The following is a 20,480-nucleotide window of genomic DNA, read 5'->3' on the forward strand; positions in this document are numbered from 1 at the left end:
GAGCCTCGGAAGGGGTAGGATTTAAAAAGATTGTCAAAATGTAGAAGGGATATTAGTTTAGAATTATGTCAAACAGAAAAGTGCTCATCTATCCTGAACCTTTACTTCGCCAACAGGCAGAACCCATCCGGGAGATAGACGCTGCCCTCCAGAAGCTAATCGATGATATGGTCGAAACTATGTACAGAGCCAAGGGGGTGGGGTTGGCAGCCAACCAGATCGGGGAGTTGAAGCGGCTGGTAGTAATGGATGTCACCCAGAAAGATGGCCAGCCCGGAGAGTTGATTGTCCTGATAAACCCTGAGATCTTGGAGGCCGAAGGGGAGGTCTATGAAGAGGAAGGGTGTCTCTCTTTGCCTGGATACAGTGCCAAAGTCAAAAGACATGCTCGGGTTCTGGCCCGAGCCTATGACCGAGAGGGGCGGGAATTCAAGCTTGAGGGCGAAGGGCTCCTGGCCCGGGCCCTTCAGCATGAGATAGACCACCTCAACGGTATCCTCTTTGTTGATCATCTCTCCCCTCTGAAGAAGGCCCTCTTCCGAAAAAAATGGAGAAAAATCCGGCCTCAAAGTGACTAAGATCATCCTCCTTGATCACGGAAGTGGTGGAAGGACTAGCCTTGATCTCATCGAGAGGCTCTTCTGGCGTCATTTTGGCCGACCTGACCGGCTCCTGGATGCCGCCATAATGCCTCCTCCTTCAGGCCTCCTGGCCTTTAGTACCGACAGCTTTGTGGTTGAGCCGATCTTTTTCCCCGGGGGAAACATCGGAACCTTAGCCATCCATGGAACGATCAATGACTTAGCCATGGTCGGGGCTGAGCCTCTCTGTCTCTCGGTAGGCTTTATCCTCGAAGAAGGCCTCTCTCTGGAGATATTAGAAGAAATCGTCTCTTCCATGGCCCAGGCCGCCCGAAGGGCCAAGGTGGCCGTAATCACTGGCGACACCAAAGTGGTTCCCCGGGGAAAGGCCGATCAAATATTCATCAATACCTCTGGGCTGGGAGCCATCCCAAGGGGGGTCAAGATCCATCCAGGACGGATCGCCGTCGGAGACGAGATCATTGTCTCTGGCCCCATTGCAGAACACGGTCTAGCTGTCCTCTCGGCCCGAGAGGATCTAGATCTCGAAGGTCTGGCCAGCGATACCTGCCCCCTTCATCATCTAGTCAAGGCCCTGGTAGAGGCCCTAGGGGATGATCTTCACGCCTTGAGAGATCCTACCAGGGGAGGGCTGGCCACAGCTCTCAACGAATTGGCCCGGGATGGCCAAGCCCAGATCCTCATCGAAGAAGAGGCCGTCCCTATCCGGGAAGAGGTCCGTTTTGGCTGCGAGCTACTAGGCCTCGATCCCTTCTATTTGGCCAATGAGGGGAAACTGGTGGCCGTGGTAAAAAAAGGCCGCGGTCAGGAGGCCCTGAGGATTCTCAGCAGCTTCTCTGAGGGCCAGATGGCGGCCATCATTGGCTGGGTAGAGGCCCTCGGTCACCCCCAGGTGAGCCTAAGGACCGTCTATGGCGGGCAAAGGCTCCTTGCCCTCTTAAGCGGTGAGCCCTTGCCTCGCATTTGTTAATCCTCTACCTGATCAGCAGGCATAAATTTGCAACCAGAGACCGCTCCAGAGATGATGGCCTCCGGAGCCTTAAAGTCGTTCCAGACAGCAATGTAGAGGTGAACCACCACGAAGAAGATAAATCCCCAATGCAAAAGATAGTGAATCAGGCGGGCCTCCTGCGGTGAACCAAAAATGAGGACCCCAAGATTATTTATCCAGGCTGTCTCCGGATAAAGTAGATAAAGACCCGAAAGGGTCATGACGATGGCACAGATAAAGAGAAGAAAATAGATCGTGCCAGCCAAGACCGTATGCCCCATGCGCCACTCGTGTTCGTCTGTAAGGTAGAGGTAAAACCGCAGGGACTGGCCCAGAGATTTGATGTTGCGTCGGTTAATGGGCAGAAAATCAGTAAATCTTTCATATCGGTTGCCAAAAAAGAGGAGATAGATCCGGATGATCAGGGCGGCCATGAAGAAATAGGCCGCCGTAAAATGATAATAACGTAGAGTGGCCATTAGATACTGGGGTTTAAATTCCGCCCACTTGGTGGTCACCGGAGGATAATGGATATAGAGGCCGGTGAGGATCAAGACCAACGTAGAGAGAGCAAAGGCCCAGTGAAAGATCCTTAAGGCCCCACTCCAGACAAAGACCCGACGATACAAGACTTCTTTTCTGGTGGCCATATTTGACCTCCTCGTCTAAAGGACCTTGACCCTGACTATCTCTTCCCTCTGAGGGTTGAGAACATGGACGGCACAGGCAATACAGGGATCAAAGGAGTGAATGGTCCTTAAGACCTCAAGCGGTCTCTGAGGTTGAGCTACGGGACTGTCGATGAGGGCGGCCTCATAAGGGCCTCTTTTCCCGGCTTGGCACCTAGGGCTGACGTTCCAGGTAGAGGGTACCACACACTGATAATTATCTATGACCCCATCTTTAATGATCACCCAGTGGGAAAGAGTCCCCCGAGGAGCCTCATGGAATCCAAAACCCCGAATCTCACCCTTAGGAAAGGTCGGTGGGGTCCGATAGGGGAAGACCTCTGTATCTCCCCGACCGATGTTCTCAATGAGAAGATCAAGGTGCTTGAGGGCCAAATCAGCCAACATAGCCGCCCGGACGGCTCGAGCCAGATGGCGTCCGGGAGTAGAATGAAGGGCCGTAAGGGGAACCTTTTGGCCGGCCAACGACGAGAGCCGAGAAAGAGCATGATTTAGCCATTTTTTGGTCAGTTCGTGGCCTTGAGCATAGCCCACCAGAATCTGAGCCAAAGGCCCCACCTGCATAGGTTCCCCTTTAAACCTTGGCGCCTTGGCCCAGGAGTATTTGCCGTCTTCCTCAAAGGAGGTATAACGGGGCCTGGTCTCCTCTTTCCAGGGATGCCTCGTCCAGTCACCATCGTACCAAGAATGAGAGATACTTTCGGCCACATTGTCCCGGAAATAAGGATCATTGAAACTCGATATAGGGGTAACCGTTTTAAGATCTCCCCCGAAGATCGTCCCCCCAGGCAGATCAAAGACCTCTCCCTTGGTATCAAGGGGCATATCGGGAACGGCCAGGTAGTTAGTCACCCCAGCTCCATAGGCTAGCCAGTCTTTATAGAGGGCCCCGACAGCAATAACATCCGGTAGATAGACTTGGTGGACGAAGTCTCTTACCTCGGTGAGAAGTTGTTTGGCCCAGTAAAGGCGCTCCATGTTGATGGTTGCCAGGTTATTGGTATTTATCGCCAAGGCCACTCCGCCCACGATGACTGTCTGTATATGAGGGGTTTTCCCTCCAAAGATGGCCACTACCTGATTGGCCTTAAACTGATAGTCCAGGGCCTCTAGATAATGGGAGACGGCCATGAGATTGGCCTCAGGGGGAAGATTCATGGCCGGATGGCCCCAATAACCGTTGGCAAAAGGCCCAAGCTGACCACTCTTCACAAAGGCCTCCAACTTTTCCTTGACGGCCTTAAAGCGGCTGGCCCCATTCCCTGGCCAAGAAGAGAGGCTCTGAGCCAAGGCAGCCGTCTTTTTAGGATCAGCTTTAAGAGCCGAGACCACATCTACCCAGTCAAGGGCCGAGAGATGATAAAAATGGACAATATGGTCGTGAAGAGCATGGGCAGCGAGGATAATATTCCGAACATACTGGGCATTGAGCGGGATCTCGATCCCCAGGGCATTTTCCACGGCCCGCACCGAGGCAATGGCATGGACCGTAGTACAGACCCCACAGATCCGCTGGCAGAAAGCCCAGGCATCGCGAGGATCTCGTCCCCTGAGAATAACCTCTATCCCTCGCCACATCTGGGCTGAAGCCCAGGCATCGGTAACTCTACCGGAATCAACCTCTACGTCTATCCGTAGATGACCTTCGATCCTGGTGATAGGATCAATGGTTACCCTGGTGGCCATAGGCTATTCCTCCCCTTTGTCCTGACCAGACTTGGCCAGCTTTTTGATTACCCCGACGGCGGCATGGGTGGCCACCACGGCCAAGGCTCCACCAACCGCCACCTTTCCAATCTTTTCCGCCTCCTTCCGGATACCGCCTCCAGCAGGGATATAGACCTCGGGTAGATGTTCATAGAAGGGGGTCATACTGTCCCAAAAGCGGGGTTCCGTACAACCGATACATCCGTGGCCTGCACCTACCGGCCAGATGCCCACATCACAGAAGCGAATTACCGGACAGTTGGAATAAGTCACCGGCCCCTTACAACCTACCTTATAGAGACAGTAGCCCTTCTGGTGGCCAGGGTCCCCGAACTCCTCAACAAAGCGGCCTTCATCAAAATGAGGCCGCCGAGGACAATGGTCATGGATTTTCCGACCATAGGCGAATTTGGGGCGTCCCAGCTCATCTGTCTCCGGAGGACGTCCAAAGGTAAGGGTATGGATAATAGTGCCCAAAATATTATAGGGATTGGGAGGACATCCAGGAATATTGATCACCGGCCTGGTCTTAATGATATCCCGCACTCCTACGGCCCCGGTAGGATTGGGATGGGCGGCCTGAATTCCTCCAAAAGAGGCACAGGCTCCAATGGCAATTATCATCTGGGCCTTGTTGGCCACGTGATTGAGGATCTCCAGGGCTGTCCGGCCACCAATCTTACAATATATACCTCCGTCCTTTTTGGAGATGGCCCCCTCAACCACACAGATAAAGCGCCCCTCGTTCTTCCTGACTTGTTCCTCAAGGACGGTCTCTGCTTGGTGCCCCGCAGCAGCCATTAAGGTCTCATGATAATCCAGTGAGATAAGATCAAGAATAAGTCGGGCCACATCAGGATGAGAGGAACGAAGTAACGTCTCTGTACAGCCGGTACACTCCATAAAATGGAGCCATATCACCGGCGGCCGTTGGGGAGAGGCCGCCGCCTCGGCCACCTTACCCACCATCTCTGCCGGCAAACCCATGGCCGCGGTGGCCATGGTCACCGCCTTTAAGAAACTCCGCCGACTCATCTTCCCCAAAAGCCGAGTTTGAAGACGGTCCATCCCCAGGCCTCCTTAATTAATTAATTGGTAAAAAGCCGTTTATAAGCCGATCTTAACCCTGAAGAGCCGAAAAAACTGAGGAGATAACGAAACGCCTATTGGCAAAAAATCCATAAATTCTTTCTAGCATCCTAGAAGAAAAAAATCAAAAGATTTTTTAAACTAGGGGGATCTAGGAGGAGTTAAAAGAAAAATTTAGACCATAAACTCCAAAAATGACAAAATTTGTCATGAAGACACCAGTTGTAAAAAGTGTGGTAAATTCAGGGCTTAAAATTTAGGATGCAAGGACTTTGGAGGGTTGATGTCGACCAAAAGGTCTAAAGAGATAAAATTGGCCTTGGTGGGTCTAGGCAACCTTCTTCTTAAGGATGAAGGTTTTGGGGTCCACTTTGTTCGCCACCTGGAAAGACGATACCATTTTCCTCGAGGGGTTCAGCTGATAGATGGGGGTTGTGCTGGTTTTTCGCTCCTGAATCTCATAAGGGGCTATGAGGCCGTGGTTATTTTTGATGTCCTTCTCGATCAGGCTCCTCCGGGAACCATCAAGCTCCTTGATGAAAAGGCCCTTGAAGCCTTGCCTCCGACCTCCCTGGCCTCGGCCCATCAAGTCGGAATAAAGGATGCCCTGGCCTTGGGCCGGCTCTCTGGTCTTTTACCAAAGCACTTTTGGGCCTATACCGTAATTCCCAAAGAGATCGCCCCTGGAGTCGGACTTTCGCCGGAGATTGAGGCCGCTTTTGTTCCTCTGGAAAAACGGCTTCTGGAACTGTTTAAGGATTTAAACATCTCATTGGCAAAAAGGAGCCCGACATGTGCCTTGGAGTACCCATGAAGCTGGTAAAGATAAACTATCCCTTGGGGCTAGCTGAGGCCCGGGGGGTAAGAAGAGAGATCTACCTTCAGCTTCTACCCGAAGAGGAGATTAAAGTCGGAGACTTTGTCATCGTCCACGTAGGCTTTGCTATCCAAAAGTTATCCCCTGAGGAGGCCGAAGAAACTTGGCGCCTCCTTGATGATCTTCTGGAGGCCCAGGATGCATGAAGCCTCTCTGGTGGCCGCCATGTGTAAAGAGATAAAGAGGCTTGCTGCCACCGAAGGGGCCCAAAAGGTGACCCGAATCTTAGTGAGGATAGGGGAGGCCTCAGGAGTAGAGATAGAGGCCTTTTCTTTTGCTTTCAAGGCCTTAAAAGGCCTTGAACCAATCCTCTCGGAGGCCGAGCTGGAGATTGAAAAGACAGAGTTAGTCTTTGAGTGTCCGGCCTGCGGCCACAGGCAGAAAGGGAGCTGGGAGGGCCGGTGCCTTAGATGCCATAATCCAGGACTTCGGCTTGTCTCCGGGGATGAACTTCATCTGATAAGTGTTGATCTTATTACAGGAGAGGACCATGTGTGAACATTGCGGTTGCCAGAGTCGCCACCTCCATCTTGAAAAGGCCATTCTTTCGGCCAATGAAACCCTGGCCCAGAAGAATCGAGAACATTTTCGACATCTGAGGGCCACGGTCATAAATCTCATCAGCGCCCCAGGGTCCGGCAAAACCAGCCTGCTTGAAGCCACAGTGGAGACTTTGGCCCGGGAGATCCCCTTGGCGGTAATCGAGGGGGATCCGGAGACCCAAAGGGATGCCGAAAGGCTTCGGCAGAAGGGGATCCCGGTGGTCGGGGTGACTACTGGAGGAGCCTGCCACCTGGATGCCTCTATGGTTCATCAGGCTCTCCACCAACTTGAAAGTCATCGTCCCCGGTTAATCTTCATTGAAAACGTAGGCAATCTAGTCTGCCCGGCGGCCTTTGACCTTGGGGAAGATCTTCGAGTGGTCTTGGTCTCTGTGCCCGAGGGACCAGATAAACCCGAAAAATACCCTGCAGCCTTTGTCAAAGCCGACGTCTTCTGTATCACCAAGGCCGATCTCCTGGCCCACTTTGACTTTGACCCCGAAGAGGTGATTAAAACGGCGCGTCGGATTCAACCCGGGCTAAAGACCTTCGTTCTTTCGGTAAAAAACGGAAGGGGACTCAGGGAATGGTTTGGCTTCCTTAAAGAGTTGGTCTTAGAAAAAGGTCCTTAGAGAAAGGGGGCTTAAGCCCCCTTTCTCTAGCTGTGGACCTCATTAGATATCGTAGTAGAGGAAGAACTCGTAGGGATGTGGACGGAGCTTCACCGGATTGATTTCGTTTTCTCGCTTGTATTCAATCCACTTCTCGATGAGATCTTCGGTAAAGACTCCACCCTTCATAAGGAAATCATGGTCTTCCTCAAGGGCATTGATGGCCTCCTCAAGGCTTCCGGGAGCACTGGGCACATTGGCCAGCTCCTCAGGGGAGAGGCTGTAGATGTCTTTGTCGAGAGGCTCACCCGGGTGGATCTTGTTCTCGATGCCGTCAAGAGCGGCCATGAGCATAGCGGAGAAGGCTAGGTAGCCATTACAGGAGGGATCCGGGGTCCGAAACTCGATCCGCTTAGCCTTAGGAGAGGCGGAGTACATAGGGATCCGGACGGCCGCCGAGCGGTTCCGGCTGGAGTAGGCCAAATTGACCGGAGCCTCGAAACCCGGCACCAGACGCTTGTAAGAGTTGGTGGTCGGATTGGTAAAGGCACAAAGGGCCCGGCAATGGGCCAGAATGCCGCCAATGGCATAAAGGGCCGTCTCCGAAAGACCAGCGTAGCCGTCTCCGGCGAAGACATTGGTATCCCCTTTCCAGATGCTCATGTGGGTGTGCATCCCGGAGCCATTGTCTCCGAAGACCGGCTTGGGCATGAAGGTAACCGTCTTTCCGTGCCGATAGGCCACATTTTTGATGATGTATTTAAACCACATCAGATTATCGCCCATCTTGACCAAAGGGGCAAAGCGCATGTCGATTTCGGCCTGCCCAGCAGTGGCCACTTCATGGTGTTGGCATTCCACCTGGATGCCGACCTGCTGCATGACCAGAACCATCTCTGTCCTTAGGTCTTGGAATTTGTCGCTAGGGGGAACTGGAAAGTAGCCCTCTTTGTGGCGAGGCTTATATCCCTGGTTAGGGCACTCTTCCCGACCGGTATTCCAAGTACCTTCAATAGAATCTACACTGTAGAAGGCAAAGTGGGCCCCAGAATCATAACGGATATCATCGAAGATGAAGAATTCGGCCTCGGGGCCGAAATAGGCCACATCTCCGATGCCAGTGCTTTTCAGATACTGTTCGGCCTTCTGGGCCACGTAGCGAGGATCACGACTGTAAGGCTCCCTGGTCACCGGATCAACAATGTTGCAGATAAGGGAAAGGGTAGGCACTGAGGTAAAAGGATCCATGATAGCTGTCTTTGGATCCGGAACAACCAGCATGTCACTGGCGTTGATGGGCTGCCAGCCTCGGATGGAGGAGCCATCAAAGCCGAAGCCTTCTTCAAATGAGCTCTCGGAAAGCTCCTCAATGGGGATGGAAAAGTGTTGCCACATACCAGGCAGATCCAGAAACTTGAAGTCAACCATCTTGGCCCCGTTTTTCTGGGCAAATTCCAGGACTTCTTTAGGTGTCATAAACAACCTCCTTTGAATAGTTTTTTGATAGAAAGATTGAAAATCCCGGCAGATCCGGGAGTACTGCCTAATCTATCCTTAACACATGGGCCAAGGCCCGCTTTATCTCTTCTTGTTGTTCTGGATCGAGTATCTTCTCCCCGGCAATGTCCGTAACGTAAAAAACATCTGCCGAAAGGTCGGCCTTGTTAGAGATAAAGGCCCGATGGATGTTGAGGTCAAGGTCACACATGCTTCGAGCTATCCGATAGAGGAGACCTAGACAGTCCGGAGCGTAGATCTCTATGATGGTAAAGAAGTCTGAGGCCTCGTTGTCGATGAGAATCTCCGGTTGCCGACTTTTAAGAGGCCTTACCTGATGGCAAAGAGGCTTGACCTCGGCCATCCGGGCCGAAATGGCAATCCTGCCCTTTAGGGCCTTATTGAGGTTAGTAATAACTTCCTCCCACTGGTCAAAATCTGGCCAAGGCGGCAGGAGCTCAAAGACATCTACCGCCAGACCGTTGAACCAGGTAAAGACCTTGGCTGAACGGATATCAAGATGATGAAGGGCAAAAACCCCGGTTATCCTGGAGAAAAGACCTGGACGATCCCGACTGATCAAGGTCATCCGGAAGGTCCCGTTAGTCCGGCTTACCTGACAAGCAAAGCCTGTACCCCGGGCCTCTTCAGCCAAGCGAAGGTGTTCCAGGATCTCCGGCAAAGAAAAGGCCAGAAGATAGCTCTGCGGCAGGCTTGAAAGTACGGCCTCAAGTTGGGAGGCCGGCACCATCTGAGCCACATGTCTCCGTAGCTCTTGCCACTTCTGGTTTAATTCCTCTACCCGACCCGGGTCCGCCAAGACCCCCTTTTCCAGAAAACGAAGACTCTTCAGATAAAGCTCCCGGATCAAGGCCGCCTTCCAATCATTCCAACCTAGAGGACCGGTAGCCTTGGAGTCAGCCACCGTGAGAAGATAAAGCATCCGCAAGCGGCTAGCCGTCCCCATTTTGCGGGCGAAACGAAAGGCCACCCGTTCTTCGGAAAGATCCCGCCTCATGGCCGTCTCTGCCAGAATAAGGTGGTTCTCCACTAGAAAGGAAAGATCTTTTATCTCACCCTCGGCCAGTCCTAACCTTCTTCCGATCCTCTCGGCAATACGGGCCCCCTTTGAGGCGTGGCCCTCCCCTTGGCCTTTGCCAATATCGTGAAGAAGGCCGGCTAAAAAGACCACCTCAGGGGTAGCGATCCCCTCCCAGGCCTCTGGCTCTTCCCGGTCCAGTTTGGTCAGCTCGGCTACGGTAAGAAGGCTGTGCCGATCTACAGTATAGGTATGATAGAAGTCAAACTGGGTGCGTCCTTCGATTTCGGCAAACTCCGGGATAAACCTGGTCAGGACGCCGGTCTCCAGCATGGCCGAAAGGGCCCGATAGGCCCCCGGGGCGCTAAGAAGCCTCAGAAAAGACCGCGCAGCCCGACGGGACTGACGGACCTTAGCGATGACCCCAAGCCTTTGGCGAACAAATTGACGGGCCATAGGGTGAAGAGGCCGATCCACTTCAGCCATGGTCTCAAAAAGCCGCATTATCAGACCCGGCTGACGCCTGGCCTGTTCAAAGTCAGCAAAAGTTACCCGACCCCCATGGAGCTCTATTGAGGCGTTGAGGACCTCAATCGAAGCAGGCTGGCCGACTGTCAAGGCCTCGGCCACATGATCAAAAAAGGCCTCCGTCTGGTACTTAATACAGGCAACCTGAAGGTGAAGGGCCCGCATAAAGGCCTCTACAGCTAGCTCTCCCTCCCGCCCCTCAAAGCCGAGCTCCCGGGCCAAGGCCTCCTGGTGCTCGAAGTAGAGGCGATCATTTTTCCGCCCACAGAGAAGATGAAGTCGGAAACGGACCTTGAGAAGAAAGTCAAGGGCGGCCTCTAAATCCTCACGGTCTTGAGAAGTGATAAGCCCCTCGGTCTCCAGAGCGACAAGATCGGAGAGCCCGTAAAGGGCCTTGGCTACCCAGAAGACACTGTGGAGATCCCTCAAACCACCGGCCCCTTCTTTGATATTGGGCTCAAGCATAAAGCCCACATCGCCAAAGCGTTCGTGCCTTCGGCGATTATGGTGGAGGACATCTTCAAAAAACTCCCGCCGGCGGCCGGCCAAAACGCGGGAGACAAAGACATCCTTCAGTTCTTCAAAGATAGCCTCATCGCCCACCACCAATCGGGCCTCTAAAAGGGCTGTCTTAAGGAAGAAATCCCCCTGGGCATCCTCGATGGTCTCGCCAATCGTGCGAACCGTATAGCTGGCCTCAAGGCCCTTGTCCCAGAGAGGATAGACTATTTTTTCAATCAGCCGCCGGGCTTTCTTCTCTGGAACCTTTTCACCGTAAAGAAAAAGAAGGTCAATATCAGAGCCAGGACACAGTTCCCGGCGGCCATAGCCTCCAAGAGCCAGAACAGCCACCGCCTTGGCCGACCGCCCCTGATGAAAAAGATCCTCTATGGTCTGGTCGACTAGCTCGGTATAGCCCTTGACCAGCTCCAGTCCGGAGGCGGTCTCAATCCGATCAGCGGAAAACTCCTGAACCAAGGCCAAGGTCATCGAGGTTAGATGGCCTCCTTGCCACGCTCGCCAGTCCGGATACGGACCACTTCTTCCACAGGAAGGACAAAGATCTTCCCGTCTCCGATTTTGCCTGTCCGGGCAGATTCAATAATAGTCTGGACCACCTTCTCGACCATAGAGGCCTCGACAATAATCTCGATCTTTATTTTGGGGAGGAAATCAACCACGTATTCGGCACCCCGATAGATCTCTTTGTGGCCTTTCTGGCGTCCGAATCCCTTAACCTCAGAGACGGTCATTCCCTTCAGGCCAATCTCGTTGAGAGCCTCTTTAACTTCATCAAGCTTAAAAGGTTTAATGATGGCCTCGATTTTCTTCATTGTCTTCTCCTTCCCTAAACTTCTTTTTGGCTAGCAACTATATTTCAAGGTCAAGCTTAAGACCAAGTCCAAACTCGCCCGTTTTTTCAAACAATATCCATGCCACGGGAAAAGGCCTTTCTTAACGGCCGTAAGACCGAACCACTCCCCCGAAGAAGACAAAAATGTAAAACTCTCCTCATCTTCCTAGACATTTTTGTAATAAAAAATCTTTCAGGGGATCTGTCCCCTGAAAACTCCTACCCTTTGACCCCCATGAGGGAAGGTGGCCACCCTTTTTAAGGGGAACCCAAGCTGGCCAACAAGGCCGGCCCTAGGACAGACAATGGTCAGGCCCCAACCCGAAAACCTCTCTTGCAACCAGAGCCCCAAGCGGCGGTAAAGGGCCGTCAAGGATCGACCAGAAAGCAGACGCTTTCCATAAGGAGGGTTGGTGACTACCTCTCCGGTTGAAGCCGGCGGCCTAAGAGTGGAAAAGTCGGCCTGAATAAAGCGGATATCTTCAAGGACCTCGGCCGAAGCAGCATTTTCCCGGGCCGCATCCAAGGCCATCCGAGAGATGTCAGCGGCCAGAATAGGAGGAATGCCTCCCAAGACCTCAGGCGCAAGAGCTCTTTTGACCCTATCCCAAAGCAAGGGGTCAAAGTTGCGCCAGCGCTCAAAGGCAAAAGAACGCCTCTCCCCAGGGGGTCTCCCCCGGGCCAAAAGGGCGGCCTCAATAGCAATAGTCCCCGAGCCACAGAAAGGATCCACCAGGGCCCGATCCCCCCTCCAGTCGGCTAGGGCCAAAAGGGCCGAAGCCAAGTTCTCCCTTAAGGGTGCCGGCCCCAAAGCCCGGCGCCAACCTCGACGAAAAAGCATTACCCCGGAGGAATCAATACTCAGAAGGCAGCGATCTTTCTCGATCCTCACCACCAGCCCCTGGCCCTCCTCCGGAGGGCAGAGGTGGATCTCCCTTTTGAGGCGCTGGGCCACCCCCCGAATGGCCCTCTCGACTATGGCCCCTTGGTGATAAAGATGGCTTCTTTTTGAGGTTACCCTAACCCTAAGCCCTTCCCCTCGGGGGAGATAAATCTCCCAAGGATATCGCGAGACCTTTTCCTCGAACTCCTCAAGCCCCTTGGCCCTAAAATCAGCCACCCGGACCAGGACCCGATTGGCCAGACGACAGGCCCAATTAAGACGATAGAGAACCTCCAAGCCCCCTTTAAGCTCAACTCCTCCAGGAAGGGGCCGGCCGCTGTAGCCCAAAGAAGAGATCTCACTTAACCCCAGCTCCTCAAGGCCAGGGGGATAGACGACAAAAAGGCGCAGAACCGTCTTGACCACCTTGAACCCATAACCTCTCACGACTTTCGGAGCAAGACTCCTAAAATTATTAAACATTTTTGTTAAAAAATAGGTCTCTTTTTTACAAAAATGTAAGTCCTTAGAGATACAAGCGATCCAGAATCCGAGTCATAGTTCCTCTTTTTTCTAGGAACAAAGGGAGGTGGTATCCGGGTTGCTTAGGCCGGCAGAGAAATTTTTTCCCTACATAAGGAGGTCCTAAAATGATCAATCCCGGAGATACGGCCTTTATTTTGGTAGCGGCGGCCCTGGTTCTCCTGATGACCCCGGGACTGGCCCTTTTCTACGGAGGTATGGTTCGGGAGAAAAACGTCCTCGGAACCACGATGCAGAGCTTCATCATGATTTCGGTGATCAGTCTTGAATGGGTCTTTATTGGTTACAGCTTGGCCTTTGGTCCAGATATTGGGGGCTTCATTGGGGATCTTTCTTGGGCGGGGCTCAGGGGAGTGGGCTTGGCCCCCAACCCTGAATACGCCGGGACCATTCCCCAGATCGTCTTTATGATCTATCAGTGTATGTTTGCCATTATCACCCCGGCCCTGATCACCGGGGCCTTTGCCGAGAGAATGCGCTTTGGCCCCTTTATCATCTTTAGCCTCCTTTGGGCCATCCTGGTTTATAATCCGGTCTGCCACTGGATCTGGGGATCTGGGGGGTGGCTTAAGGCCAAAGGGGTCCTTGATTTTGCCGGAGGCTTAGTTGTCCACCTTACCTCTGGCGCTGCGGCCCTGGCCGCTGCCCTGATCATCGGCCCCAGACGGGGCTTCGGGCGGGATAGCTTTATGCCCCATAATCTTCCGATGACCCTTCTGGGCACAGGACTTCTTTGGTTTGGCTGGTTCGGCTTCAATGGTGGCAGCGCCTTGGCAGCCAATGGAATTGCCGGCGTAGCCTTTGTGGCCACTCACCTTGGGGGCATGGCCGGGATGATCATGTGGGTCATCGTCGAATGGATCCACCGAGGCAAACCCACCACTTTAGGGGCTGCCAGCGGGGCCATCGCCGGGCTGGCCACCATCACTCCCGCGGCAGGCTTTGTTGGCCCAATACCGGCCATTATCATTGGCTCTCTAGCGGGAGGCGTTTGCTATTTTGGAGTAACACTCAAAAACAGGTTCGGCTACGACGACAGCCTCGATGTCGTCGGGATTCACGGTCTAGGTGGGGTCCTGGGGACAGTGGCCCTAGGAATTTTTGCCAGCAAAGCCGTCAACCCCGATGGAGCCAATGGGCTTTTGGCCGGAGGTACAGGATTCCTAGGAACTCAACTCATGGCAGTGGCTGTTGTTGGCATCTATGCCTTTGTTGTCAGCCTGATTCTCTTAAAGGTCATTGATGCCCTCCTGGGCCTGAGGGTGAGCCCAGAAGAGGAACTGGCTGGCCTTGACCTCAGCCAGCACAGCGAAAAGGCCTACAGCTAAAAAAGGGGGGCTAGCCCCCCCTTTTTGGTTACTTATCGAGCACTTGGTATTCTTCTGGAGGTGAGGGCACATTCTGCCCATGGCAATCGGTACAGTTGTTCTGGGAGGTGATGCCGTTTTCCACCAAGTTGAAAAGGGGCCGGTGCCTGGGCTTGTATTTGCCCTCCACCCACTCGTTCAACATCCTGGCGGCCTCCATGGCAATGTTGGCCGAAAGCCTGGCGCAACGCTCGGCCCGCTCTGGAGTAAGGAATCCCACCCCCTCTGAGGCCATCCAGCGCCCCACCGAGATATGGCAGACCGGGGTCTTGGCAATAGTCATCTGATGGATCTCGGCCTTTAAGATCTTCTTGGGGGTATAGCTGGGAAGCTCGGTGTAGGAGTAATAGAAGGCCAGATCATTAACCATCGCTTCAGCAGTGTCCGTATCCCTGGTGACCAATCCGATGACAATACCGGCTCCCGGTAGGGTCCCACAGAGGGCTCCCCATCCAGCAAGGCCTCCATGGCCCCAGCGGTAGGCATCAATGGGGAAATCCTTCCAAGGACCACCGACCTTCTTCCTTAAGGGCTCTACCAAGCCGGCCAGAACAGTCGAGGTACACCACCTTTTGAAGTAGTTCTCATAGGCAATCCGTCCGACCTCATCCAGATCCAACTTGGCATACTTGAAACTCGAAGAGTAACCGTAGGACCAGACGTCCTTGGCCGCCCCCCCGATACCAAGACCGAGCACCGCGGCCCCAGCAGCAATCTTGCCCGCACCGACTAGAAGATCCCGACGAGAAAAACGGAAAGATTTCATGAAACACCTCCTATTTTTTAGTTTTGATATGTTTTTTGGCCTATTTGTGTTTCAATTTGAAACATCTTTCGATAAGATCGAATTTTTCAATTTTCTGATCTTGATCACTTATAGATAAATTATTTTTAGGGTGCAAATAAAAAATGCCAATAGGGGTTAACCCTTTTGATAGACATCTTCTGAGGGAAGAAAATGACCCCTTGAAGGCCCCTTGACTCCGGTGGATTTTGAGGGAATTAGGCCTTATTCAAGGAGGTTGTATGGGTAAGATCAAGATTGGTAACCGGGTTGTCGGCATAATTGGGCTCTCAGAGGCCATTGCCGAAGCCCAGAGATCCGGTGGTTCAAGGGAAGAGATCGCCGAAAGGCTCCTTACCTTGATTTCCGAGAAGAACTATATTCCCGATGCGGCCCGAAAAGCATATCGGGAGGCCCTCTTCAGGGAGTACCTGCGGGCCACAGGAGAGCTTCCCCCAGAGGAAGCCCCCGAAACCATCTCCATTAAGGTTTTGGGACCGGGGTGTGCCTCTTGTGAGGGACTTTATCGTCTCTGTCTGGACATTGTTGCCGAGATGGACCTTACTGCCGATGTAGAGCATGTCACCAGCCTTAAGGAAATTGCCCGCTACGGCTTAGTCCCCACACCAGGTCTGGTGATAAACGAGGAGCTTAAGTGCGCTGGGCGGATACCGGCTAGATATCAGATAGAAGAGTGGTTACGGGAGGCAGGAAAGACCGCAGCGTAGGGCCTCAAGGTTTGCCTCCATGATTTCTAAAAAACTCTCTCCTCTCCTGATCTCCTCCTGGTTGAGGCTAGCTCCCGGATTAAGCACCAGGACCTTAAGGCCGGCTTCGGAGGCCAAGGCCCGGGCCAAACGAGGATTGGCCTGGGCCTCAAAGAATATGGCCCGGGCCTTCAGTCGGCGGGCCAACTTGATAATCTTGATCATCCTCTGTGGGCTTGGCTCCGCCTCAGGAGAAAGACTAAAGAGGGCCACCTGCCTGAGACTATAGCGCCTAGCAAGATAGGCATAGGCCCCATGGCCGGCGATGAGGATCACCCGCTCCCGACAGGACGAAAGAGAAGAGGCGTAGAGTCTGTCGAGGGCCGCCAGTTTCTTGGCGTAGGATCTAGCTCGCTGAAAATAGTAATCTCTTCCTTGAGGATCAAGGCGGGAGAGCTCCTCAGCCAAGCGAAAGACTATTTGTTGATCCCAAGCCAAATCAAGCCAGATATGGGGATCCAGGCCGTGGTGACGGTGGTCTCCATGGTCTGGACCCTGGTAGCCAAGGAGCTCGGCCCCCTGAGAGGCCACCAGAACCCGGAGTCTTTTCCCTTCCAGGCCGGCCAGGAGATCATCAAGCCAGGGTTCAAGACCGGCCCCGATGACCACCAGAAGATCGGCCCGATAAATGGCCAAGATGTCGCTTGGCCGCGGCTCCCAAGAATGGGGCTCTGCCCCCGGAGGCAGAAGAAGATGAACCTTAACCCTCTCGCCTCCAACTTCCCTTACAAAATCATAAAGGGGAAAGATGCTGGCCACCACCTTGAGGCTAGCCACCCCCGCAGAGGCCCCCAAGACCAGATAAATCAGAAAGACCAACAGAAAAAGCCTTACCCGTCTCCAAGCCATTATCTCCTCCCTACCCCCTTCCTAATCCAGTGTCCAGAAGAACTTTGATCTTTTTTTAAACCAAAAAGTTAAAGCTTTCAGACCAGGAGCCGAAAAACCTTAAAAGATGGTCGTCATCCAGGAAGTTTTCCGAAATCTGGGAACAAAGTCCAAGTGGTTGGTGCTCTCGGTGATCTATCGAGAGCCAGGCCTCTGCGGCCGGGAGATCGCCCGCCGGACTGGACTCTCCTGGGCCCCGGTCAGGGAGGCCTTGGAGGGGCTAGAAGAAATGGGGCTTATCGAAAAAAAGACCCGAGGACGAAGCTATCATTACTATCCCAACCGGCAACATTTGCTTTATCCTGCGCTTAAGCAGTTCTTTGGAGAACTTGAGACCTGTGTCGCCCAGATCTTCAAAGAGCTCAATCTGGCCTTCCGCCGCCAAGAGGCTTTGGTGCTCTCTGTTGTCCTCAGCCCTCGGGAAGCCCTGGTAATCTTTGAGGCCCCACAAGAAGACCAGATAGGCGAACTCAGGGAGACTCTCCAGGCCTTTTGGCAGAAAAAAGGGCTGGGGGCCTTGGCCGTATCTTTGGTGCCTGTAGATCAGGTGGCTCAAAATCTTTCCCGGATCAAACAGGCGGAGGTCATCTTAGGAATTGATCCCGAGGCCTTGGCCCGAAAGGCCTCGATCTCCAGAAAACTTTCTTTCTTTGATTTTTGATATGGCCCGAAAGATGGTCTTTAGCAACCGCAAAGGGGGCGTGGGTAAGACGACTTCAGCAGTCAACGTGGCCGCCGCCCTGGCCTTAATGGGCCAGAGGGTTCTCCTGGTTGATGCCGACAGCCAGGGCCACGCCAGCATTTTTTTAGGTATCAGGCCTGCGGCCCGACCTGATCTGGTCGATTTTCTCCTAAACGGGGCCGGAAGCCCCCTTGAGGCCCGGGAAAATCTGGCCCTGATCCCGGCCTCAGGACGGCTCTCCGAATACGAGCTCCGGGCCCTTAAGGCCCCTCGAGAGCTCCTCCGGCTCAAAAGAGTCCTTGAAGAGCTGGAGAAAGACTTTGACTTCATCATTATAGATTCCCCGCCCAATCTAGGAGTGCTTACCCTTTCGGCCCTTCTGGCCACCCAGGCGGTCATCTGTCCTCTGCCCTTGAACTTCCTGGCATTAAAGGGCCTGGCGGAGACCAAGACCCTTGTCGATAAGGTCAAAGGCAACAATCCTTCGCTCTGCTTAAGGGGAATTCTGCCGACCTTCTTCAACCTCAAGCTTCGACATGCCCGGGCCGTCTTGGAAGAGATTCGAAGGGTCTTTGGCGAGAAGATTCTTCTGCCTCCGGTGAGAAATAGCATCCGGGCGGCTGAGGCCCCGAGCTTTGGCAAAACCATATTTGAATATGCCCCAGGGAGCCCGGTGGCCGAGGATTATCGACGGGTGGCCGAATCCATTTTGGAGGGATTTAATGTCTAAGATCAAGGAGAGCCTGGGTTTTAATCTGGAAGATCTTCTTCGTTTGGCCGAAGGGGAAAGTCCAGGAGAATTCTTTTTTGAGAAAAGGGGAGCCGAGGCCCAGGAGCTTTTCCAGAGAGGACTTCAGTATCTCAAAAAAGGGGACTTCCTTCTGGCAGCCGCCAACCTTCTGGCGGCAACCATCCTTGAGCCCGAAGATCCCAAGGCCTGGAACAACCTAGCGGTGGCCTACTTTTCTCTGGGGCGTCCAGAAGAGGCCCGCAGGGCCTTAAAAAGAGTGCTCCAGATAGACCCTGAAAACCAGATTGCCCGAGAGAACCTGGCCCTCCTGAAGGAGGCCGAGGATCGAGCCCAGAGATAGAAAAAAACTTTCGAGGAGGTCTGATAATGGGAGGGAAAAAATTGGCCCGTCCGGAAAGGAACAATCTGGCCGTCATTGAGGCAGAGGACAAGGCCCCGCCTAAGGTGAGGCAGGTTAAGGCCTCAGAGAAGAGAGCCCGAACCCTGGCCAGACAACAGGCTATTGCCGAGAAGTTGGCCGCCGCGGTTGAGGAGATGAACAGCGCTATCTCTCAGATCGTCTCCGCCAGTGAAGAACTCGGGCGGACCATGGAGACTATTGCCGCCGGGGCGGAAGAAGCCTCCAGTGCCACCGAAGAAAGCCGGGCAGCTATAGCCGAGATCGAAAAGACGGCCCAGAGTTCGGCCGAGAACATTACCGGCTTCTTCAACCGTATCGTCCAGATAGAGGGGCTGATCCGATCGAGCAACGAAGAGATCGGGAAACTGGCCCAGGGAGTGGAGAAGGCCGCCGAGAAGGCCCTCCAGTCGGCCAAACTTATCCAGGGGCTTGAAAAAAAGGGCCAGGAGATCCAGGGAATCGTCCAGGCCGTAGTCCGCATTGCAGATCAGACCAATCTTCTGGCCTTAAATGCCGCCATAGAGGCCGCCCGGGCCGGGGAGCACGGTCGGGGATTTGCCGTGGTGGCCGATGAGGTCCGCAATTTGGCCGAGATATCGGAAAAAAGCGCCCGTGATATCCGCAACGTGGTGGCCAAGATCCAGGAGGCCGTCCAGGCCGTGGTTCAGGAAGTCCAGGAATCGGTAGAGATGGCCACTGAGGAAAGCGAACGCTCTCACCAGATTATCTCCTCTCTCAAAGGGATTCTTTCCAAGGGTCAGGAACTCAAGGAAGTGGCCGAGAAGCTCAATGGAATCGCCCAAAATATCAGAGAAAAGGCCGAAGAATTCCTGGAAGGGGCCGAAATCGTTGCCTCGGCAGCCGAAGAGCAGGCCAGCGCTGCCGAGGAGGCCACCAAGAACATCAAGGAACAGGCCTCAGCCCTTCAGGAGATTCAGGAAGCCTCAGAAAGCCTCCTGGAGTTGGCCGAAGAGCTCCGAGTCTCCACAGATACCCAGAAGTCCGCCGAGGTTCTGGCGGCCTCGGCAGAGGAGCTTTCGGCCAGCATCGAAGAATGTAGCAAAGGCGCCGAAGAGACCGCCATGGCCATAAGGCAAATCGCCGAAGGGGCCGCCGAACAGGCTCGGGCCGCCGAAAATGGCTCCCTTATTGGCGAGGAACTGACCCAGCTGGCCAGAGAGGCCCGGGAGCTCAGCTCCTCAGCCCAGAAGATCTTCAAGGAGCTAGGTGACTTAAGCCAGCAGAATCGAGAGATGGTCGAACAACTCATAGCGGGCATCAAGGAGGCCGCCATCAAGACCGGAAAGACCGTGGAGAAGGTTGCTGGCCTTGAGCTCCTTACCCGACAAATCGAAAAGATCGCTGGTCAAATCACCATGGTCACCATTCAGACTAACATGTTGGCCGTAAACGGCTCCATTGAAGCCGCCCGGGCCGGGGAGTTCGGCCGGGGATTTTCGGTGGTGGCGGGAGATATTCGCTCCTTAGCCAATGAAAGTGCTGAAAACGCCGAAAAGATCAAAGACATCGTCCGAGGCATCCAGGACGAGATGGTCAATGTCCAAGACGATCTCAAGGGGTCGGCTCAGAAGGCGCAATTCCAGGCAGAGCTCGCCGGGTCCTCTACCAGGAGACTCGACGAGGTCTCTCAGGCCATCTCCGAGGGGCAGGCGGCCATCTCCGAGATTTTAAACAATACTGAAGAGATGCTGGCAGCCATTGAGGAGGCCAACAAAGGAGTGGAACAGATTGCCTCGGCGGCAGAAGAGGCCAGCCGAGCTACCCAAGAGGCCTCCACGGCGGCCGAAGAGATAAGGACCGGCATCGCCCAGATTGCCCAGGCCATCGAAGAGATTGCCGGTGATGCCGATGAACTCCAGAACATGTAA

At 53.8% G+C, this 20,480-nt stretch carries 21 protein-coding genes; 12 read left to right on the forward strand and 9 right to left on the reverse strand.

Annotation, left to right across the window (positions count from 1 at the left end; genetic code table 11):
- The first annotated feature begins 65 nt into the window (after positions 1–65).
- Together def and hypE are read left to right on the forward strand one after the other, a co-directional pair.
- A complete protein-coding gene (gene def, locus ACXJJX_RS08680) occupies positions 66–578 on the forward strand; it encodes a peptide deformylase (protein WP_456434201.1) in 513 nt (170 codons plus the stop codon).
- A complete protein-coding gene (gene hypE / locus ACXJJX_RS08685; RefSeq protein ID WP_456434202.1) occupies positions 571–1,572 on the forward strand; it encodes a hydrogenase expression/formation protein HypE in 1,002 nt (333 codons plus the stop codon). Before def ends, hypE begins: the two co-directional genes overlap by 8 nt.
- On the opposite strand, the gene cybH is transcribed toward hypE, so the two are convergent.
- From cybH to ACXJJX_RS08700, 3 genes are read right to left on the reverse strand one after another with little or no spacing between them, the layout of a single operon-like run.
- Complete coding sequence (gene cybH, locus ACXJJX_RS08690; RefSeq protein WP_456434203.1) at positions 1,569–2,243, reverse strand: Ni/Fe-hydrogenase, b-type cytochrome subunit; 675 nt, start codon at positions 2,241–2,243, stop codon at positions 1,569–1,571. The genes hypE and cybH overlap by 4 nt on opposite strands.
- A gap of 15 nt (positions 2,244–2,258) precedes the next feature.
- On the reverse strand, positions 2,259–3,968 hold the full coding sequence (locus tag ACXJJX_RS08695; RefSeq protein ID WP_456434204.1) for a nickel-dependent hydrogenase large subunit: 1,710 nt from the start codon (positions 3,966–3,968) through the stop codon (positions 2,259–2,261).
- A gap of 3 nt (positions 3,969–3,971) precedes the next feature.
- Positions 3,972–5,057 carry a hydrogenase small subunit gene (locus ACXJJX_RS08700; RefSeq protein ID WP_456434205.1) on the reverse strand — a complete coding sequence of 362 codons (1,086 nt, stop codon included), beginning with the start codon at positions 5,055–5,057 and terminating at the stop codon, positions 3,972–3,974.
- Between the two features lie 304 nt (positions 5,058–5,361).
- Here ACXJJX_RS08700 and ACXJJX_RS08705 point away from each other — a divergent pair, with 304 nt between their 5' ends.
- From ACXJJX_RS08705 to hypB, 4 genes are read left to right on the forward strand one after another with little or no spacing between them, the layout of a single operon-like run.
- Positions 5,362–5,892: a HyaD/HybD family hydrogenase maturation endopeptidase gene (locus tag ACXJJX_RS08705; protein WP_456434206.1), complete on the forward strand. Its 531-nt coding sequence runs from the start codon at positions 5,362–5,364 to the stop codon at positions 5,890–5,892.
- Positions 5,889–6,101: a HypC/HybG/HupF family hydrogenase formation chaperone gene (locus ACXJJX_RS08710; RefSeq protein ID WP_456434207.1), complete on the forward strand. Its 213-nt coding sequence runs from the start codon at positions 5,889–5,891 to the stop codon at positions 6,099–6,101. Before ACXJJX_RS08705 ends, ACXJJX_RS08710 begins: the two co-directional genes overlap by 4 nt.
- Positions 6,094–6,453 (forward strand): hydrogenase maturation nickel metallochaperone HypA/HybF, encoded by a 360-nt coding sequence (locus ACXJJX_RS08715; protein WP_456434208.1) that lies wholly within the window; start codon positions 6,094–6,096, stop codon positions 6,451–6,453. Before ACXJJX_RS08710 ends, ACXJJX_RS08715 begins: the two co-directional genes overlap by 8 nt.
- On the forward strand, positions 6,446–7,129 hold the full coding sequence (hypB, locus tag ACXJJX_RS08720) for a hydrogenase nickel incorporation protein HypB (RefSeq protein ID WP_456434209.1): 684 nt from the start codon (positions 6,446–6,448) through the stop codon (positions 7,127–7,129). The genes ACXJJX_RS08715 and hypB overlap by 8 nt, the downstream gene beginning before the upstream one ends.
- 42 nt (positions 7,130–7,171) lie before the next feature.
- On the opposite strand, the gene glnA is transcribed toward hypB, so the two are convergent.
- The 4 genes from glnA to ACXJJX_RS08740 form a co-directional block, all read right to left on the reverse strand.
- The gene (glnA, locus tag ACXJJX_RS08725; protein WP_456434210.1) at positions 7,172–8,584 is read right to left on the reverse strand and encodes a type I glutamate--ammonia ligase; all 1,413 of its coding nucleotides are present in this window, start codon (positions 8,582–8,584) and stop codon (positions 7,172–7,174) included.
- Positions 8,585–8,651: 67 nt separating this feature from the next.
- The gene (gene glnD / locus ACXJJX_RS08730; protein ID WP_456434211.1) at positions 8,652–11,162 is read right to left on the reverse strand and encodes a [protein-PII] uridylyltransferase; all 2,511 of its coding nucleotides are present in this window, start codon (positions 11,160–11,162) and stop codon (positions 8,652–8,654) included.
- 5 nt (positions 11,163–11,167) lie between these two features.
- Positions 11,168–11,506: a P-II family nitrogen regulator gene (locus ACXJJX_RS08735; RefSeq protein ID WP_456434212.1), complete on the reverse strand. Its 339-nt coding sequence runs from the start codon at positions 11,504–11,506 to the stop codon at positions 11,168–11,170.
- Positions 11,507–11,719: 213 nt separating this feature from the next.
- Positions 11,720–12,835 (reverse strand): THUMP domain-containing class I SAM-dependent RNA methyltransferase, encoded by a 1,116-nt coding sequence (locus tag ACXJJX_RS08740; protein ID WP_456434213.1) that lies wholly within the window; start codon positions 12,833–12,835, stop codon positions 11,720–11,722.
- 224 nt (positions 12,836–13,059) lie between these two features.
- On the opposite strand from ACXJJX_RS08740, the gene ACXJJX_RS08745 reads away from it, so the two are divergent.
- Positions 13,060–14,280 carry an ammonium transporter gene (locus ACXJJX_RS08745; protein WP_456434214.1) on the forward strand — a complete coding sequence of 407 codons (1,221 nt, stop codon included), beginning with the start codon at positions 13,060–13,062 and terminating at the stop codon, positions 14,278–14,280.
- Between the two features lie 28 nt (positions 14,281–14,308).
- Here ACXJJX_RS08745 and ACXJJX_RS08750 read toward each other — a convergent pair whose 3' ends face one another.
- A complete protein-coding gene (locus ACXJJX_RS08750) occupies positions 14,309–15,085 on the reverse strand; it encodes a hypothetical protein (RefSeq protein WP_456434215.1) in 777 nt (258 codons plus the stop codon).
- 260 nt (positions 15,086–15,345) lie between these two features.
- Here ACXJJX_RS08750 and ACXJJX_RS08755 point away from each other — a divergent pair, with 260 nt between their 5' ends.
- On the forward strand, positions 15,346–15,831 hold the full coding sequence (locus tag ACXJJX_RS08755; RefSeq protein WP_456434216.1) for a thioredoxin family protein: 486 nt from the start codon (positions 15,346–15,348) through the stop codon (positions 15,829–15,831).
- Here ACXJJX_RS08755 and ACXJJX_RS08760 read toward each other — a convergent pair.
- Positions 15,802–16,719 carry a metal ABC transporter substrate-binding protein gene (locus ACXJJX_RS08760; protein ID WP_456434217.1) on the reverse strand — a complete coding sequence of 306 codons (918 nt, stop codon included), beginning with the start codon at positions 16,717–16,719 and terminating at the stop codon, positions 15,802–15,804. The genes ACXJJX_RS08755 and ACXJJX_RS08760 overlap by 30 nt on opposite strands.
- A gap of 106 nt (positions 16,720–16,825) precedes the next feature.
- On the opposite strand from ACXJJX_RS08760, the gene ACXJJX_RS08765 reads away from it, so the two are divergent.
- From ACXJJX_RS08765 to ACXJJX_RS08780, 4 genes are read left to right on the forward strand one after another with little or no spacing between them, the layout of a single operon-like run.
- A complete protein-coding gene (locus ACXJJX_RS08765) occupies positions 16,826–17,419 on the forward strand; it encodes a winged helix-turn-helix transcriptional regulator (RefSeq protein ID WP_456434218.1) in 594 nt (197 codons plus the stop codon).
- A gap of 13 nt (positions 17,420–17,432) precedes the next feature.
- Positions 17,433–18,170, forward strand: a complete 738-nt coding sequence (locus ACXJJX_RS08770; RefSeq protein ID WP_456434229.1) for a ParA family protein — start codon at positions 17,433–17,435, stop codon at positions 18,168–18,170.
- The gene (locus ACXJJX_RS08775) at positions 18,163–18,531 is read left to right on the forward strand and encodes a tetratricopeptide repeat protein (RefSeq protein ID WP_456434219.1); all 369 of its coding nucleotides are present in this window, start codon (positions 18,163–18,165) and stop codon (positions 18,529–18,531) included. Before ACXJJX_RS08770 ends, ACXJJX_RS08775 begins: the two co-directional genes overlap by 8 nt.
- 26 nt (positions 18,532–18,557) lie before the next feature.
- Complete coding sequence (locus ACXJJX_RS08780; protein ID WP_456434220.1) at positions 18,558–20,480, forward strand: methyl-accepting chemotaxis protein; 1,923 nt, start codon at positions 18,558–18,560, stop codon at positions 20,478–20,480.

This window comes from Thermosulfuriphilus sp. (genome assembly GCF_054026695.1).